Origin of the sequence: Neochlamydia sp. S13, assembly GCF_000648235.2 — a bacterium.
Classification (GTDB): domain Bacteria; phylum Chlamydiota; class Chlamydiia; order Chlamydiales; family Parachlamydiaceae; genus Neochlamydia.
In genome coordinates, this window is record NZ_AP017977.1 from 559,064 (window position 1) to 576,397 (window position 17,334).

The 17,334-nt window shown below is 37.5% G+C and carries 17 protein-coding genes; 9 read left to right on the forward strand and 8 right to left on the reverse strand.

The features are described from left to right. Window positions 1–5: 5 nt before the first annotated feature. The 7 genes from tal to TY21_RS02165 all read right to left on the reverse strand — a co-directional run bounded on the left by tal (window position 6) and on the right by TY21_RS02165 (window position 3,965). Complete coding sequence (gene tal, locus TY21_RS02145; RefSeq protein WP_164480474.1) at window positions 6–977, reverse strand: transaldolase; 972 nt, start codon at window positions 975–977, stop codon at window positions 6–8. Then, window positions 970–1,356 (reverse strand): hypothetical protein, encoded by a 387-nt coding sequence (locus tag TY21_RS02150; protein WP_039385528.1) that lies wholly within the window; start codon window positions 1,354–1,356, stop codon window positions 970–972. The genes tal and TY21_RS02150 overlap by 8 nt, the downstream gene beginning before the upstream one ends. A 423-nt stretch (window positions 1,357–1,779) precedes the next feature. Next, window positions 1,780–1,938 (reverse strand): hypothetical protein, encoded by a 159-nt coding sequence (locus tag TY21_RS10930; RefSeq protein WP_158623003.1) that lies wholly within the window; start codon window positions 1,936–1,938, stop codon window positions 1,780–1,782. 207 nt (window positions 1,939–2,145) lie between these two features. After that, window positions 2,146–2,286, reverse strand: a complete 141-nt coding sequence (locus TY21_RS10935; protein ID WP_158623004.1) for a hypothetical protein — start codon at window positions 2,284–2,286, stop codon at window positions 2,146–2,148. Window positions 2,287–2,410: 124 nt separating this feature from the next. After that, on the reverse strand, window positions 2,411–2,818 hold the full coding sequence (locus TY21_RS02155) for a hypothetical protein (protein WP_042244073.1): 408 nt from the start codon (window positions 2,816–2,818) through the stop codon (window positions 2,411–2,413). A gap of 107 nt (window positions 2,819–2,925) precedes the next feature. Next, window positions 2,926–3,162, reverse strand: a complete 237-nt coding sequence (locus TY21_RS02160; protein WP_039385512.1) for a hypothetical protein — start codon at window positions 3,160–3,162, stop codon at window positions 2,926–2,928. Between the two features lie 200 nt (window positions 3,163–3,362). Beyond that, window positions 3,363–3,965, reverse strand: a complete 603-nt coding sequence (locus TY21_RS02165) for a hypothetical protein (protein ID WP_130589490.1) — start codon at window positions 3,963–3,965, stop codon at window positions 3,363–3,365. Window positions 3,966–4,380: 415 nt separating this feature from the next. Here TY21_RS02165 and TY21_RS02170 point away from each other — a divergent pair, with 415 nt between their 5' ends. The 9 genes from TY21_RS02170 (at window position 4,381) to TY21_RS02210 (ending at window position 14,907) form a co-directional block, all read left to right on the forward strand. Further along, entirely contained in the window at window positions 4,381–5,007 is a 627-nt protein-coding gene (locus tag TY21_RS02170) for an ATP synthase subunit E (RefSeq protein ID WP_042244075.1), read from the forward strand. Window positions 5,008–5,012: 5 nt separating this feature from the next. Then, entirely contained in the window at window positions 5,013–5,798 is a 786-nt protein-coding gene (locus tag TY21_RS02175; protein ID WP_042244077.1) for a DUF2764 family protein, read from the forward strand. Continuing rightward, the gene (locus TY21_RS02180) at window positions 5,795–7,579 is read left to right on the forward strand and encodes a V-type ATP synthase subunit A (RefSeq protein WP_042244079.1); all 1,785 of its coding nucleotides are present in this window, start codon (window positions 5,795–5,797) and stop codon (window positions 7,577–7,579) included. Before TY21_RS02175 ends, TY21_RS02180 begins: the two co-directional genes overlap by 4 nt. A gap of 13 nt (window positions 7,580–7,592) precedes the next feature. Beyond that, the gene (locus TY21_RS02185) at window positions 7,593–8,912 is read left to right on the forward strand and encodes a V-type ATP synthase subunit B (protein WP_042244111.1); all 1,320 of its coding nucleotides are present in this window, start codon (window positions 7,593–7,595) and stop codon (window positions 8,910–8,912) included. A 170-nt stretch (window positions 8,913–9,082) separates the two neighbouring features. Beyond that, on the forward strand, window positions 9,083–9,730 hold the full coding sequence (locus tag TY21_RS02190; protein WP_052354679.1) for a V-type ATP synthase subunit D: 648 nt from the start codon (window positions 9,083–9,085) through the stop codon (window positions 9,728–9,730). After that, window positions 9,727–11,652: an ATP synthase subunit I gene (locus TY21_RS02195; protein ID WP_042244081.1), complete on the forward strand. Its 1,926-nt coding sequence runs from the start codon at window positions 9,727–9,729 to the stop codon at window positions 11,650–11,652. Before TY21_RS02190 ends, TY21_RS02195 begins: the two co-directional genes overlap by 4 nt. A 27-nt stretch (window positions 11,653–11,679) precedes the next feature. Continuing rightward, entirely contained in the window at window positions 11,680–12,105 is a 426-nt protein-coding gene (locus TY21_RS02200) for an ATP synthase subunit C (RefSeq protein WP_042244083.1), read from the forward strand. Between the two features lie 1,038 nt (window positions 12,106–13,143). Beyond that, window positions 13,144–14,172 carry a hypothetical protein gene (locus TY21_RS02205; protein ID WP_130589491.1) on the forward strand — a complete coding sequence of 343 codons (1,029 nt, stop codon included), beginning with the start codon at window positions 13,144–13,146 and terminating at the stop codon, window positions 14,170–14,172. Between the two features lie 444 nt (window positions 14,173–14,616). Then, window positions 14,617–14,907, forward strand: coding sequence for a hypothetical protein (locus tag TY21_RS02210; protein WP_039385495.1), 291 nt, complete (start codon window positions 14,617–14,619; stop codon window positions 14,905–14,907). 776 nt (window positions 14,908–15,683) lie between these two features. Here the strand turns inward: TY21_RS02210 and TY21_RS02215 are convergent. Further along, window positions 15,684–17,156, reverse strand: coding sequence for a sodium-dependent transporter (locus TY21_RS02215; RefSeq protein WP_042244088.1), 1,473 nt, complete (start codon window positions 17,154–17,156; stop codon window positions 15,684–15,686). Window positions 17,157–17,334 lie beyond the last annotated feature (178 nt).

The window sequence follows — 17,334 nt, forward strand, 5'->3', positions numbered from 1 at the left end:
GCTACTTAGAAAGATAAGCTATAGCTATCAGCCATATATTGCTCGAGTTTAACCAAATCTTCAGCAAATTTGCGTATACCCTCAGCTAATTTTTCTGTAGCCATCGCATTGTCATTTAACATTAAACGAAAACTTTTCTCATCCAGATTAATTTTTTCTAAGTTCAAATGACGAGCTTGATCAGCATTAAGCTTACGAGGAACAGGGCCTTGAGTATTTTTAAGCTTTTCTAAAAGAGAAGGGGCTATTGTTAGCAGATCGCAGCCGGCAAGTTCAAGAATTTCATCGACATTGCGGAAACTTGCACCCATCACTTGCGTTTTGTATCCAAATTTTTTCAAGTAGTTGTAAATTTGGGTAACGGATTGCACACCTGGATCTTCTGAAGGTGCATAACTACTTGCATTTTCATTCTTTTTATACCAGTCTAAAATGCGCCCTACAAAAGGAGAGATAAGGGTAGCTTTAACGTCCGCACAAGCTATTGCTTGTGGTAAGCTGAATAATAAAGTCATATTACAATGAATGCCTTCATTTTCAAGTTCTTGCGCTGCTCGTGTGCTTTCCCAGGTAGAAGCTAATTTGATAAGCACGCGTTCCTTTTTGATCCCTGCTTCTTCATATAATTTTATAAGAGTATGTGCTCTACGAATGCTCTCATCCCTATCAAATGAAAGGCGGGCATCCACTTCCGTTGAAACTCGTCCGGGAACAAGTCGTAAAATTTCTACCCCAAAGTTAACGAATAACTTGTCCATCATCAAAGTACGCATTTCTTTAGAATTGGCAGCTTTCTTTTTAGCGTATTGGACAGCGTCATCAAGCAAATGTTTATACTGCGATTGCTGGGTAGCAGCCAAAATTAAGGAGGGATTAGTTGTAGCATCTGTAGGGGTAAACTTTTTTATAGTCTCAATGTCGCCCGTATCTACCACAATAGTAGTTATTTGTTTAAGCTGTTCAAGTTGACTAGACATGATGAATTTCCTTTTCTAAGGGAGTATCTTTAAGAGGTTCTATACGAAACCGGATGCTAACAGGTTGATCACCTATTAGCAAGTCTAAACTAGAAGTAAAGCGCGTGAGTAGCAATTTATAAGGAATTTTGACATGTTTATCTAAAAGATCAATACCTACTACCGTATTGCCTAAAATCTCTTCTGAATCGATAATTTGGCGGCACAGTAAAGCAAATTTTTTAAGTTGCCTAATCAGTGTTTCATCTTGGAAAACATATTTTTTATGGCAGCTAGGGCATTGGATGCTATGACTAAGCTGATCAAGTTCAAAGATCGAGAATGAGACTTGTTGCTGACATTGTTGGCAATCAAACTGAAGAATATGTCCTTTTTGCATAATTGTTCCTTTTTTTCACAATTTTACAGCTTACCTAGGAATAGAGCAAACTTTTTTAGTCATTTTGAGGGGCTAAACTAGAAATACTTGCTAGGATTATCTAAATTAGCTAGTTAGAGTTTGAAAGGAAGCAAATTTACAGAAATTGTGAAACTTTTATTATAATAATTTATGGAAAGAAAAATTGTCTAAATACTATTTGTGCTCTTGGTAGAATTAGAGGTCTCATGCAAGAAAACGTACTCTGTAGATCCTTTGTATTTCCCTGGGAAGCCTCGGAGCTTTAAGTATGTGGAGTAAAAAATATAGAAAGTGTTTTCTTTTGAAAGAAAATTGCTAAATGAACTTTTACTTGGATCAACTACGACACTAGCTAGATGAAAAAAGTGAACAAGGAAAATTGAAGGATTTATTTAATTGTTTCTAAAGCAAAGCAAAAAATAGAGTTCTGATCAAAGAGGAGTTGCCGTTGTTGTTGTAAGCTTTTTTAATGGCTTCTTCAAGGGTGTGCCCATTGTATGGGTTGCCATGGATGGTTCTAACATCTAAAGCTAGCCCTTCTTGATGAGTAATGACTAGCAAAGCTTTGCAGCCAAATTCATATTTTTTTCCACTTTGCCTTTAGCAATACATTCTACATGAGGCTCATGCAGGCTGTACACTTTACGAGAATCATTTCTTTGTTGAGCATAAATACGCCTGATAGTTTCTAAAAAAAACTTTCTGGCTCAAAGGTTTGCTCTTCTGTCTTTCTTTCAAAATCGCGTATTAGCCTTCCTAAATAGTTATTCAGCCTTTTTTCTTCTCTTTTAGCTGCTTCCATCCAATCAATTTGGATAGCTGGATAAGAGGATGATCTGGATTAAGTTCATCACTAAAGCGGGATTTAAAAAGACGGCCTTGTTGGTTATCTAGCTTGATTGGTTTCATAGCAAACTTTGCAAGAAATTAACAGCTTTACAATGATTTATGCGTAAAGAAATCATATTAACTAGGAGAAAAAAGGCTCTCAAAATCTTGTTTAAGCAAGAAACACCCTTTAAATCATGTTGAACTAAGTTAGCTTGCTGTAATGGGCTATAAAATGCTCGTTGGTAAGTACGGTCGATCGATTGGATACAAATATTGTTACTTTTTTATGATCAAGAAGTGAGGAGATGATTAATGAACAGGCCTTTTCTGGTAATAAAATACGCTGGTTACCTTGGAGAAGAAAGGCCGAATAGCAGTGCTCTTGATCATCCACATGAATAGCGACGGGAAGAATAGCGTGTTCAGACGAGTCTTTTTGTTCAGCTTGAAATTCTAAACCTTTAGCATTAAGGTAGATTAACTTTTCCCGAGAGGTTTTAATGATATCTACCTCTACTTCAGAAAATTCGTTCTCAGGAGGAAGGTATAAACGTGATCCTGTAAATTCGCAAGAGGAGGCTTTATTGCATTTAAGCTTCCACTTCCTCATAGATGTTGAACAGGAGGAGAGTAAAACGAGCAAGAAAAGGGCTAGACGGGCCCCTTTCTTTGTAATCTTTTTGCATGGTCGTATTATTTCATGCATTACGATGTAAATTAATGCGCGTGGCCGTGTCCATGTCCGTGGCTTCTATTCTGTACTGCTACAGCAATAATAGCAACAGCTGCAATGGTTCCAAGTGCAATCGCTGGAGCTAAGCTATGGGCTTGGCGAGATTCTTCATAGCAAATTCCACCCACGTTGCTAACATATTCTTGAGCATTGATATCTACAGTAGAACCACATATCGCTAACAGAGTTGTCAAGGCAATCATCTTTTTGAATTTTTTCATGTTTACGTACTCCTTTGGTACCTGGTGTTGGTGTTAAAAATTATAAATATATGCGTCAATGCTGTTATGGCATATAAAATCATTTTCTGCAATTTTTTTTCTTTCCTTTAATATTAGCTTTTGAGGAAAAATTTTTTTTCTCCTTGTGTATCAGAGAGATATAAAGTTAAAAATCTTCTTTTTCTTTTGCTGTTTTCCTTCTAATTCAGTAGCTTAGTGTAATAGTTTGCAATTAAAGCGTTTTGTTCTTCATTGCTGAGCTCATTATAATTGCTTTTTAGCATGGTTTTAAATGGGCTCCAATGATTGCTCTGAAACTCAGGGTTGTGAAAAATTTGCTCATTCCAGTTAGCTTGAGAGAGAAAAGAGGGTGTAGCCTGTGCCTTAGCTAAAGCCGCATCGAAAGCCTTTTGAATTTTTGCAAAAGTACTTTCAAGATGGGCTTTTTTCATAGGATCTTTTACAACATCTAAAATGTCATCATAGATCTGTAAGGAGCGTAAGGCTTTGTAAAACTCCTGATAAAACCTGCCGAATTCATTTTTAGCTGCAGTCGCAGTCAGGACATAAGCGCACTTGTTTCTGACAATAATAGCATGCATAAGTTTTTCTCCGCCCCATTTTGAGCGCATTTCGACTTGCGATAAACTAGCCTCGCCTGCTTTTGTTTTTAACATCCCCAAGTCTTTCCAACTATCTCCATGCGCCTCATTAATTCTCTTTACACTTTTCAAGTAATCCTTAAGTGTGCCATTATAAGGTTCAATCATTAAATTCATGGTTGGAGGCATTTCATTTTGCACTTTAGGCCCAACTACCATATATTTGATATGCGAAGATAAAGCCTCTTGGTCCGCTGTCAGCCATCCCTTGGGTGGAATGAAAATAGCTATACTAGGGGAGTCAGAACTGCGGCCTATTCTTGAAGAGACCAATTCTTCAACGGCCTCTAATCGGCTAAGTAAAGTTAGACTCAAACCTATTAAAGAAATAGAGTGTAAAAATTTATATAATTTTTTCATAGGTCCTTAAGTAGGAGAAACTAGATAATTTATTACCATGGCAGATATATTTTTAGCGAGCAAAATGTCTTGAAAAAATCTAAGTAAGCAAAATAACATTCCGAATAACAATGGCTCTTTTCCCCTTTGGCATCTTTATTTTTTAAAGCTGTCAGATTTATATAATGAGAGATAACACCGCTAGAGGATGAGTACAATGAAGACACTAGAAAAAGGTCAAGATAAAATAAAAAAAATTTCCGAGCAATTAAGAAGCGAGATTTTAGAACCTGCAAAAGAAGAAGCTAAAAAAATCATCCAAGAAGCTGAGCAAAAAGCTGATCATATCATTGAAGAAGCCGAAAAACATGTGGAAACTTTAATTCAGGCTGGACGTAAAACTCTTGAACAAGAACGCCATGTATTCCATTCATCTCTACAACAAGCCTCTAAGCAATCTTTAGAAGCCCTCAAGCAAGCAATCGAGCATAATCTTTTTAATGATCAACTCAATACGCTACTTAATCAGTCAACGATTAACCCCCGAGTGATCGCTGATCTAATTGCTGCTTTGATAAAAGCCATAGAGAAGGAAGGACTAGCCGGAGATTTGTCGGTCGTTGTGCCGCATACTGTCTCTACTCAAGAAGTCAATGATTTACTAGCTGATGGTATCCTTAAGCGCTTGAAAGATCAAAGTGTGGTGGTAGGAGACTTTAAAGGCGGAGTAAGAATAAAATTCATTGACAAAAGCTTAACAATCGATATGAGTGATGAAACTTTGAAAGATTTAATCTCACGTTATGTACGTAAAGACTTTCGCAAATTCTTTTTTGGTAGTTAAGCGCTATGAATCGTCAATACTATTTTGTAGGAACTTTATTACCTCCTCTTCATTTAGGTGAAAAGCCTGACATAAGTTGGAGAGATTTGCAAAGATTACTAGTGGATAATCTGTCTGAAGCTGACTATGCCCAAACCCAAGTTTTAAGGCGTTATTATGATCTCCTTAATATTCGTTCTTATCTAAAAAAAGAACCTATCGATAAATATGGTAACCTAGACTTGAACGAGCTAGAAGAAACCATAGTAGATGAGGCGGCTTTATTTCCTTCTTATATGATGGAATATTTAGAGCGCTATGAGAGCAAAGAAGCTCGTATTGATCATTTTCCGCAGCTTATGGCAGCTTTTTTCAGAGAAGAGGTGGCAAGCACTCAAGGCTTTCTAAAAAGTTACCTTAGTTTTGAGAGAAACTTACGACTCATTCTAACCGCCTATAGAGCAAAAAGATTAGAACGCGATATGGCTAAAGAGCTTCAATTTGAAAATCTCGAGGAAGATATAGTGGTGCAATTAATTTCTCAAAAAGATTCTAAAACATTTGAGCCTCCAGCGGGTTTTGAGGAATTAAAAGCCATTCTGGATGAGAAATATAATACTCCTTTAGCTTTACAAAAAGCATTAAATGAATATCGTTTAAAAACCCTTGAAAAGATAAGAAGCTTAAATGTCTTTTCCTTTGATAGCATATTAGCTTATCTAGCTAGCTTTATTCTCGTTGAGAAGTGGAGTGCTTTAGACAAAGAACAGGGATTACAAATTGTGGATACTATCATTAAAGGAAAACTATGACCGCTAATACAACAGTAGAACAAGAAAAAATAAGCTCGAGTAAAGGAAAAGTTGTTAAAGCATTTGGCAACTTACTGCAGGTGCAATTTGAAGGTCATATTCGTCAGGGCGAGATAGCTATGGTTCAGGTGCAGGGCATTGAGCTTAAGGCAGAGGTAATTGAAATTATTGGAAACGAAGCTAAAGTTCAAGTGTATGAAGATACGATGGGAATTGAATATGGCACTCCTGTTAGATTCATGGGAGAGCTGCTTGAAGCTGAGTTGGGCCCTGGCCTGTTAACCTCTATTTTAGATGGTCTTCAAAATCCTTTGGAAAATGTGGCAGATGTAGCAGGCTTTTTTTTATCAAGGGGAGTCTATCTTCCTGCCTTGGATAGGCAACGTCATTGGGAATATCTACCTGTAGCTAAGATAGGCGATGTTCTAACAAGAGGAGATACCCTAGGCACCACTATTGAAGAGCGTTTCAAGCATCATATCATGTTACCTTTTTCCCATTTTGGAAAATATAAAATCACTTGGGTCATTAAGCCAGGGACTTACTGTATTGATACTGTAGTAGCTAAGGCAACGGATGAAAACGGCCATGAGCATCAGTTTACAATGGTACAAAAATGGCCGATTAAAAATTCACTGTTTGAGGGTGAAAAGATTAAACCTTCTAAAATGATGGACACGGGCTTAAGAATTATTGATACACAATTTCCTTTGATGAAAGGAGGCACTTTTTGCAGCCCAGGGCCATTTGGAGCAGGTAAGACAGTACTTCAGCATCACCTTTCAAAATTTTCTTCCGTAGACATCGTTGTTTTGGTAGCCTGCGGGGAACGTGCAGGCGAAGTGGTAGAAATTTTGCGAGAGTTTCCTCATTTAATCGATCCCCATACCGATCAAACTTTAATGACTCGTACAGTAATTATATGTAATACTTCTTCCATGCCTGTTGCGGCACGCGAATCATCAATCTATATGGGTATTACCATTGCTGAATATTATCGTCAAATGGGCTTAGATATTCTTCTGTTAGCTGATTCTACTTCTCGCTGGGCGCAAGCTCTAAGAGAGATGTCTGGACGGCTTGAAGAGATTCCTGGCGAAGAGGCCTTCCCTGCCTATTTAGCCTCTCGTATTGCTGATTTTTATGAGCGCTCAGGAGCTGTCTCTTTAAAAAATGGAAAGCAAGGTTCAGTCACTATTGGAGGAGCTGTATCACCCGCAGGAGGTAACTTTGAAGAACCTGTAACCCAAGCAACTTTAGCGGTTGTAGGAGCGTTTTTAGGTCTCTCAAGGGAACGTTCTGATTCTCGAAGATATCCAGCGATTGATCCTTTGATCTCTTGGTCTAAGTATATCGATCAAGTAAGTCAGGAACTTGACGAGGAATGTGAAGGGTGGGGAGAGATGGTCCAGACAGCGGAGATGATCTTACGCAAAGGCTATGAAATTGGTAAGCGTATGGAAGTAGTCGGCGAGGAGGGCACCGCGATTGAAGACATGGTAATCTTCCTTAAGGCCGAACTTTATGATTTTGCTTATTTACAACAAAATGCTTTTGATAAAGAAGATGCTTATTCTCCTCTCAAAAGGCAGATTGCTACTTTTAAATTAATCAACAAAATTTTTGGCAAGCCCTTTAGATTTACTACTCATCATGAGGCACGCCAATATTTTATCAGCCTTCAGAACCAGATAAAAAATATGAATTTTATGTCGACAACTTCAAGCCACTATCGTGAAACATTTGCCCGTATTGAGCAACTTATTGAAAAAGCAAACTAAAAGGTCAGCTGAGATGAAAAAAGTCTATGAAAGAATTAATGACATGCGGGGAAATCTGATTACTCTTATCGCGACGGATGTCAGCTTAGGAGAGTTAGCCCGAATTGACTTGCAAGATGGGCGTAGCGTCTATGCTTCCGTCTTAAGGATTGAGGGAGAGCGGGTGACCTTACAAGTCTTCCAAAATACGCGCGGTATTTCTACTCAGGATAAAGTGATTTTTTTAAAACGTCAGATGCAAGCAGCTTTTGGTGATGCTCTTTTAGGACGTCGATTAGGTGGTTCTGGCCTTCCCATTGATGGAGGCCCAGAAATTTTTGGTGAAAGTATCAACATTGGTACTCCCTCATTTAATCCTGTCAAGAGAATCGTCCCTCGTCAAATGGTACGTACTAACATCCCCATGATCGACGTCTTTAACTGCTTAGTTAAATCCCAAAAAATACCCATTTTTTCAGTGGCAGGCGAACCTTATAATCCTCTTTTAATGCGCATTGCTAATCAAACCGATGCAGACGTCGTGATTTTAGGGGGCATGGGGCTTACATTTAAAGATTATCAAGCCTTTATTGATAATGCTGAGGCTTCAGGTTCGTTAAATAAAACCGTTATGTTTATCCATCGGGCTACAGATCCGGCGGTAGAGTGTTTGCTTGTACCAGATATGGCTCTCGCTTGCGCTGAAAGGTTTGCTATTGAGGGCAAACATGTTCTAGTTTTGCTAACAGACATGACTTCTTTTGCAGATTCGATTAAAGAAATAGCCATCACCATGGACCAAGTTCCTTCAAATAGAGGCTACCCAGGCTCCTTATATTCTGATTTAGCTTCTCGATATGAAAAAGCTGTCTTAATTGAAGGGAGTGGCTCTATCACTATTGTAGGAGTTACCACAATGCCTGGAGATGATGTGACTCATCCAGTACCTGACAATACGGGCTATATTACTGAAGGCCAGTTTTATCTTCATAATCGTCAAATTGATCCCTTTGGCTCACTCTCTCGCTTAAAGCAGCTAGTGATTGGCCATGTGACTCGAGAAGATCATGGGGATCTAGCCAATGGCATGATTCGGCTTTACGCAGAATCTAAGAAAGCTAAAGAGCGTCAAGGCATGGGTTTTAAGCTCTCTCATTGGGATGAGCAGCTGATTCATTATGCGCAGTTATTTGAAGAGCGTATGATGAAATTAGAAGTTAATCTTACTATCGAAGAAGCTTTGGACTTAGGATGGCGTATTCTAGCTGAATGTTTCAAATCCGAGGAAATCGGTATTAAACAAGCTTTAGTGACCAAATATTGGCCTTCTAATGTAGGGACAGAGGTAGGATAAAGGCAGAAAGAAGGGAGTAAAATTAGCTGGCAAAATTATTTACAACAATGCAACTTAAACGGTTAAAAATGTTGTGACCTTCTTTTTTTGCTCGTTAATTTATTAACGTGTTTGGATTGTGGGCTATCGAATCTGCTGGGATAGATGCTTAAATAATGTAGGAGTGAAAGTTGGCCGAATTTAAGTTAACGAAAAACGAACTTAGAATGCAGCAAAATAAGCTAGCGCAGTTACAAAAATACTTGCCTACGCTCCAGCTTAAAAAAGCCATGCTACAAATTGAAGTCAATGAAGCGCGTTCTGAAATTTTGAAATTAGAACATCACTATCATTCATTGCGCCTCGAAGTTAAAAGCTATGCAGAGCTCTTGTCTGATAAGTCAGAAATTGACCCAATGGGTGCTGCAAATATACTGGCCATCCATAAGCATTATGAAAATATTGCTGGAGTGGAAGTCCCTTATTTTGAAAGGATTGATTTTGCTGATTTTCATTACTCTTTATTTGACACCCCACCTTGGTTAGATGGAGTAGTGCTCGGTGTGCGCGGCTTAGCAGAGGCTCAGGTAAAAATTGATATTGCCCAGGAAAAGAAAGCCGCCTTAGAAAATGAATTACGTGAAGTCGCTATTCGTGTAAACCTTTTTGAAAAAATCCTTATCCCACGAGCTCTTAGTAATATCAAAAAAATCAAAGTATTTCTGGGAGATCAACTGCTTGCTGCCGTATCGCGTGCTAAAGTGGCTAAATCTAAAATTGAGGGCCATAAAAAGCATTTATTAGAACAAAGAGCTCTTCAAGCAGGAGAACAGCTATGAGAGTTGACCTAGAAAAGTTTCTTATTGTCGGTCTAGAAGAGCAGCGGGCTTATTTTTTTGAGGAAGCTCAAAAAGCTGGGCTTATTCATTTTATTAATCCTCATCCTTCAGGCACACAAGAGCTTCCCTCTTCTATTCAAGAGACGCTAGCTGCTATAAAGATCTTACGCGGCTTGCCTTTAATGGAACAGGAGGAAGTAGAAGAATATGAGCTTGCTGATAATTGGGTTAACGAGATCCTTCAGTTAAATCAGGAATTAATTAAGCTTACTGAAGAGGAAAGGCTGACCCATCTTGAAATTATACGTGTTGAAGCGTTTGGAGATTTTTCCCATGAGGATATAGCTTTTATTGAAAGAGAAGGAAAACGAACTATACAATTTTTCGCTGCTAAAACTGGAACCGCAGAACGCGAGGATCTTCCGCAAGAGCTGATTGTTATTAATAGTAATCATCATGGCCTAGATTACTTTATCTCTATCAGCAAAGAGCCGCTTCAGTATGACGGTTTGAGTGAGATGCAGATTCCTCATACGGCAAGCCAATTAAAAAAACGTTTAGTTTTCCTTAAAAAAGAGATCCGCAACGTTGAACATCGCCTCAAGGATTATGCTAAATATAACAGTTTTTTACATCGCGTTCTACTATTCAGATTTAATAGCTATCATCTTCAGGCGGCGGCAAGCTATTCCTCGGAGCCTTTGGAAGGCTTTTTATTTGCTGTTACAGGATGGATTCCTGTAGATAAAAGAGCTGATTTAAGGCTATTGGCCGAAACAACGGATGTGCATATCGAACAAGTCGCTATAGAGCCAGGCGAAATTATTCCCACCTACCTTGAGAATACAGGGTATGAAAAGATTGGAGAAGATCTAGTTGATATTTATGACACACCTTCCTCTACTGACAAAGATCCCTCTTGGTGGGTTTTAACATCATTTACCGTCTTTTTTGCGATGATTGTAGGCGATGCGGGGTATGGTTTGATCTTTTTACTGATGGCCTTATTCATCCGTTATAAATATGCCAATTTGAAAGGCTTAGGGCATCGCATATGGAAGCTTGCTCTCATCCTAAGTGTAGCATGTATGGCTTGGGGTGCCTTGACGGCTTCATATTTTGGCATTCATCTAGATATTAACAGTCCTATCAGAAAGATATCTTTAATCCATCGGCTGGTAGAAAAAAAAGGGGAGTATCATTTTTATCATAAAGATGATGTATATGAAGAATTTGTCCAAGAAATTCCTAAATTAAAAGAATCTAAAACACCCACAGAATTTTTTGATAATGCCACGGTAATCAAGAAAGGAAAAGTTGAGCACCCGATGTATTTTAGATTCTACGATAATATTCTTTTCGAGATGGCTTTAATGGTCGGAGTCATTCATATCATTCTTTCCCTCCTTAGATATCTAGATCGTAATTGGAGTGCTATAGGATGGGTAATATTTATGCTTGGCGCTTATCTGTATATTCCTCATTACCTGAATGCTACCTCAATTATTCATTTTGCATTTGGCGTGCCCAAATTAGTGGGAGAAGGAGGACTCTATCTTGTCGGCGGAGGAGTATTGGTAGCCTTTATTTTAGGCCTATGCCAACATCGTTGGAAAGGTTTTCTTGAGCCTATGACCGTTATCCAAATTTTTGCCGATGCGATGTCTTATTTACGTATTTACGCTCTTGGCTTAGCAGGAGCAATGGTTAGCTCTACCATTAATGAATTTGCCAGTGCTACTTTCTTTGCCATAGGTGCAGTTCTCTTTATACTCGGACATGCGACTAATATTGTTTTAAGCATTATGGGAGGTGTCATTCATGGCTTACGTCTTAATTTTCTTGAGTGGTATCACTATTCATTCGAGGGTGGCGGCAAAAAATTCAATCCTTTACGCCTTATAAGCAAAGATAAAGATTAACATTTTCAATCATCAATTAGGAGAATTATCATGGATTTTAGCATGGCAGGACCTGCAATAGCTCTTGGACTTAGTTTGATTGGCAGTTGTATTGGCTGTTATATTGCAGGCGCTGCTTCTCATGCGGCGATGAGCCGAACAGAAGAAGGACACGGTAAGTTTATTGGTATGTCTGCTGCTCCTTCCTCTCAATGTATCTACGGTTTTTTGGAGATGCTGCTAATGAGCAGAGCTATTCAAGAAGGGACACTTTCTCCCTTATCAGCGGTATTTATTGGACTAAGTGCTGGTGGTGCCATCATGCTTTCCGCTATTTATCAAGGTAAAGTTTGCGCGACAGGCATTCAAGCTACTTTAAAAGAGCCTTCCTTATTTGGTAAATGCTTTGCCGCTATCGGTATTATCGAATCGGTTTCTCTTTTTGCTTTTGTCTTTTCCTTATTAATCATGTAGAACTCAAATTCAGATCGTGAATAAACCTAGGCGCCGGGACTTTTTAAGCACCGTGCGCCTCTTTTTCAAAGATTCTGCTTTATTTAAAAAGTCTTTTTATACTACGGATATGGCCGCAATCCCACATTCGGCAGGTTGTAGCGCTTCCCTGATATTATTTTATTGAGACTGGAAATTGCTTCAAATTTTTTTAGAAAAGGCTAATTTTGTTCTTTTCAAAGCAAAGAAAGTAAGAACATACACGATGGAAAAGTAGAGTAGCACGGGTCTTGATCATCTTAAAATTGTTTTTGCAATAGGTAACAAAATTACATGAAGGAGGATGATAGTCCATATGGTCTCTTCAAATCCCAGAGCGATTATGATCAGAGGAAAAACGTCAAGTTAATGATAATTAATGGATTGGCTTTTACCTTAGGTCTTTTACATGAAAGCATACAAGAATTAATCCTTAGTTTAGACCCTACCATGAGACATGTTTTACTTGTTTTAGTTCTCTTTGGCAGAAATTAGATGACAAGGGAAATTAACTTGCGGAATGTGGTTAAAAAACAATAAAGACTTTTTTGTCCTTAACTTTCTCTATCCATTTGATATCCAGTCAAATATAAATAGCCACATAAGACAGTAAGAAAAATTATGGTTGATTATATATTATAAAGAAGGTATTATCTATCATTTAATTTTAAAAATAAATCAAATTTTAAAGTTAAGCAGAAAAATATAGCGATTTAATTAAATTACATCATTTCTTCTTCTTTTCTTAAAAGTTTAGATCTAAAAAAGAAAGTTACAAGGGTAGTTTTCAACTAATAATTTTAAAGGCGTAAAATACAAATGAATACAGTTTCTTTTCCTAGTCATTATCCAATTCGCTCATTAAGCAATCGAGCTTTACCGTTAAGTTTAATAAAGCCTGATTCATTAAAAAAAGGGAATATAACCGTTCCTTCTTCATATTTAAAAATTATAGGGCCCTCTAGTACTAGTTTACTTAGTGATTTTTCTTACTCTTCATTTCTAAGGCGTAAAATATCTATGAGCTATTCATATACTCGCTCTTTTACGACACGGCTACCTGGAAGGTGGCAAGAGCGGCTTATTAATTATTATAAAGAAGACAAAAAACCAGAAAATTATTATGAAGACTTAACGGGAATTCTTCTAAAAAATTTAGAGGACAAAGATCGATTAGATTTTTTTGAAAAAAAGGGTCTTCCTATCTTTAAAAATAGTCAAGAGGATGTTGAGTATGTACTAGAATTATTAAAATATTTTTTTCCTGAGCCCGTGCAACCTCAGCCAGGTGAAAAAAATCGTTGGGCTAATTATAAAATTGTCCAGTTTGAAGCATTGACAGGTTCTAGTCATACATATTCTTCTCCTTCAGCTGCCTATATTGCAGATCAGCTCTCTAAAGCTATTCTGCACATGAAATACCCTATGCCTCCCTCCATTATCGAAGTAGGAGGCATGTGTCATAATGATGCTTTTCTCTTCAATCTTCACTTAGCTAAAGAAGGTGTAAACATACATGATTATACGGGAATAGATATTCACCCAGGAATCCAGCTAGCAAACCTTTTTAATCGCTATGTGGTGCAAGCAGATCATATAAAATTTATGCATGAAAAAGCAGATCTTGCTTTAAAAAAACTATTTGAATGTTCCCATGAAAGAAACAAAGCTATAATAGCCATAAGGTTTTTATCTGCTATTGAGCCTCAAGATATGCTTGCATTCTTTAAATCCACTTCTCGATTGATGAAAGAAAATGATTTATTTATATTCAATTATACAACATATGATGAAAATATAAAGAGAATGGCAGGAAGTAAAAGCTTTTCTCTGGCTAAAGAAAAAGTAGGAGATATGTTTTTAACGGTAGTGAAACGTAAAGAGGGCCACCATGTCCAAACAGCTTTTACTTCTGTACAAATTGATAATTTAATGAGTATGCATGGCCTCAAGCGTATGGATGTAATTCAGGTAGATAAAAATATTGCAGGAGTAAGGAGAGAATTTGACCCTTATGCAAGAATAGTTGTAGCTTCAGTAAAGCACTAAAAAGAATTAAAGCTATCGTAAGCGGTCACGGGTAGGGCTTCTTAATCTTTTGAAGTTAAGGATTTAATGAAAATCAAAAAGTACGCTAAATTGAAATGAAAGCTATTTGCAAGCATTTTTGACTTTGTAGATGCCTGCAGAATCGCATCCAAAGCTTGGTATACCCCGTGCTCGTTTACAGCTGCGCTAATGTTTAGCAAGGCATTTATTAAGATTGATTTTTTAAAAATTGTTCTGTTTTGAATTTATTGTAAATGATGCAGAGAAGAGAATAAAGTTGATTTTTTGATAACAATGACTTATGGTTAAATTAAGCAAAAAGTTTAAATACTTATGCTTTTTAATTCCTTAAGCTAAAAAGATAAATCTCTCTTCTGGATAAAAGACAGCCAAATAAGGAATTAATAATTTATATTAAAAACATGTTTTCTAAGGAGAAAATGTATGACTAGCATAACAGGGTCCGTATTCCGTAGTACTGCTATAGAATCTCGAGGAGCTGCCTCTCGTGTTGTAGAGCGTTATGCCCCTTTAGCTGTTACTAATCGTAAAGTTAACAACCTGCAAGCATTAAAGCTTGTTCTTCAAGAAAGTTCTTCGCAGACTACTCGTAAGCTTACGCAAAATTATAGTAAATACGTGACTGATGTGAATTATGACGAATTTCCCACGGATGTAGATTATTTAAATCCATCGGTTGAAGAAGCCCCTAAGGGAAAGAAGACTTCTAAGTAAGCTAGCCTATTGAAAAATAATTTAGCTAAGCTCCTTTGCCATCGTACAATAGGAATTAATTTAACTTAAGACTTGCTGTTGTAGGTTTTCCTATTGTACGTTAAATTTAAATGACAAGGGCTTGGAAAATCTTTTAATTTATTTATTCGATGGCAGATATTTCTGGATTAAAAGTCTTCTAATAATGGGTGGGCAACTTCAATTTCCAGGCTTTTTGTCCCTTTTTAAAATATATTTGTTTAAAAAGTGACAATCATTTCATTTTTCTGTGGATAACTCCATCCTGCTACCCAATTTTTTTTATTTAAGCCAATCAGTTTTACGATACTTTTCAAGCTATAATCGGGCGGGTGTAACACTAAGCAGTCCCAAAAGAGTAATCTTATACTTTTGAGCAGCTCTTTACGTAATCATATACTCAATAAAGAACTCTAAATCACATTAATACTATTAGACTCCTCACGTAAGAAATCCAAAGCGAGGATAAACTTCCTAAAAATTGTTATGCCGCTTATATCTTAGTAGCAGCTATCCTAGAAGCATTTCAATGTAAGAGTCCTAAGGAAAAATATTTTTGCCTAATGGCTCTTACGTTAGCAACTATGTATCTGAATAACTTACTTAGACAAAGCTGTGTAAGCTGGCATAGTAAGCGTTTTTTCCAAATAGCCTAAACGATTCAACACCTGTTAGAGTTTCATGCAAAGGCGATAGGTTAAAGATGTTGCTCTTAGCACGGAATGTAAAGCCCTGGGTTTCTTCTATGCTTATTCCCTTTATGCATGTGTAGGCTGATATTTCTTTTGATAAGCCATAAGCACAGAGCCTATCAAGGCAATCGTGAACCAGAGCCAGCGAATGCAAGATGATAAGTCAAGAGTATGGAATTCATGCCATAGATTGCTAAGTAAAATGATAGTGAGCAGCAGAGGGCCTACATAGCGTAGTGATACAGAAAAGAAGTTAGCTTGAGAGCCATTATACCAAATAGCATCTTCTCGCAAAGCAGGGCAAGCATATTGGAAAGTAATAATGAGGGCTATCCCTCCAATCAACATATTGATGCCTAAAACCATGGGGGCAAGGGCATCGATAATATGCGAGGCATTACCAAAACAAAAGAGGACCGCCATGCCAAGAAGTGCCGACATAGTGACAGTGACAGCTTTTTTACGTGATAGCGTAAATTCTTTTTCTACATTGCCTACAATGCTTTCTGCTATAGAAAATACTCCCGTAATGCCAGCTATGAAAATGCAGAAGAAAAAGATTGTACCTACTATCTGAGCCCAATGTTCACCAAAAGATTGCAAGATTTTTGGAAATAAGATAAAACCAATTTCAAAGGTAGACTCTGAGGAAAGAATTTGCTCAAATGGAACCTTTTGTATATGGCTGATGTGGGCTAGGCATCCAAAAATTGCTAAGCCGGAAATGAATGAGACAGCAAAGTCTCCTAAGGTTACCCAAAACATTGCCTGGGCTATATTCGTTTTTTGATCAGTATGACGGGAGTAGCCTACAATAATTCCTAGACCTAAAGAAAGGCTAAAAAACAGCTGGCCAAACACATCACGCCAAAGCGTAGGGTCATTTAATCGAGAGAAATCAGGGGATAGATAATGTCTTAAAGCATCTAATCCTCCTGGAAGAAACATAGTAGTAATGGCAAATGCTGTCATGATAAAAGCTAGTAAAGGCATGAATAAGGTACATATTTTTTCAATCCCATCTCTAACATTTCTTATCATAACAAGATAAGTTAATAGGCACATGGATACTGTAGCGATTAAGACAGGAAAAGATAAAGGCCCTAATTGATGAATGCTTTCAGTCGTCTTTAAGAATTCTTGAAAAAAAAATGACTTAGAGTCAGAAGGGATCTGTTTAGAGGCAGCAAAATAGGTATAGGCTGCAGAATAAGCCGTTAAGACAATATAAAAGGCGCCTATTGTTAAGCAAGCAACCACAGAGAGCCAGCCGAGCACTTTTCCTTTTTTCCCTAATACTTTATTATAAGCAGAGACAATAGGCAGCTTCCAAGTATAACCAATAAGGCCTTCTAGCATGAGCATGGGAACGCCTAATATAAAAACAGCAAGGACGTAGGGGACTAAAAATGCGCCTCCTCCATTTTTGTAAACTTGGGCACTAAAGCTTAAAATATTGGCAAAGCCTACCGCTGATCCTATTAAGGACCATACGTATCCCGACTGACTTTTCCAGGTGGTTGTTTGCGGTTGCGACATATAAAAAGTTCCTTGGTCAGCAAATTTTCTAATCTTTTAAATGATTTTCCTTAATTTCATACCATTGGCAAGAAAAATTAAGTTTTTTAGCGTAACAAGCTAAGAAAAAGGGAGGAAAAGAATGAAGAATAACCTGGAATCAGTGGGAAAACAGGTTTATTCAATGAGGCTTTCATAC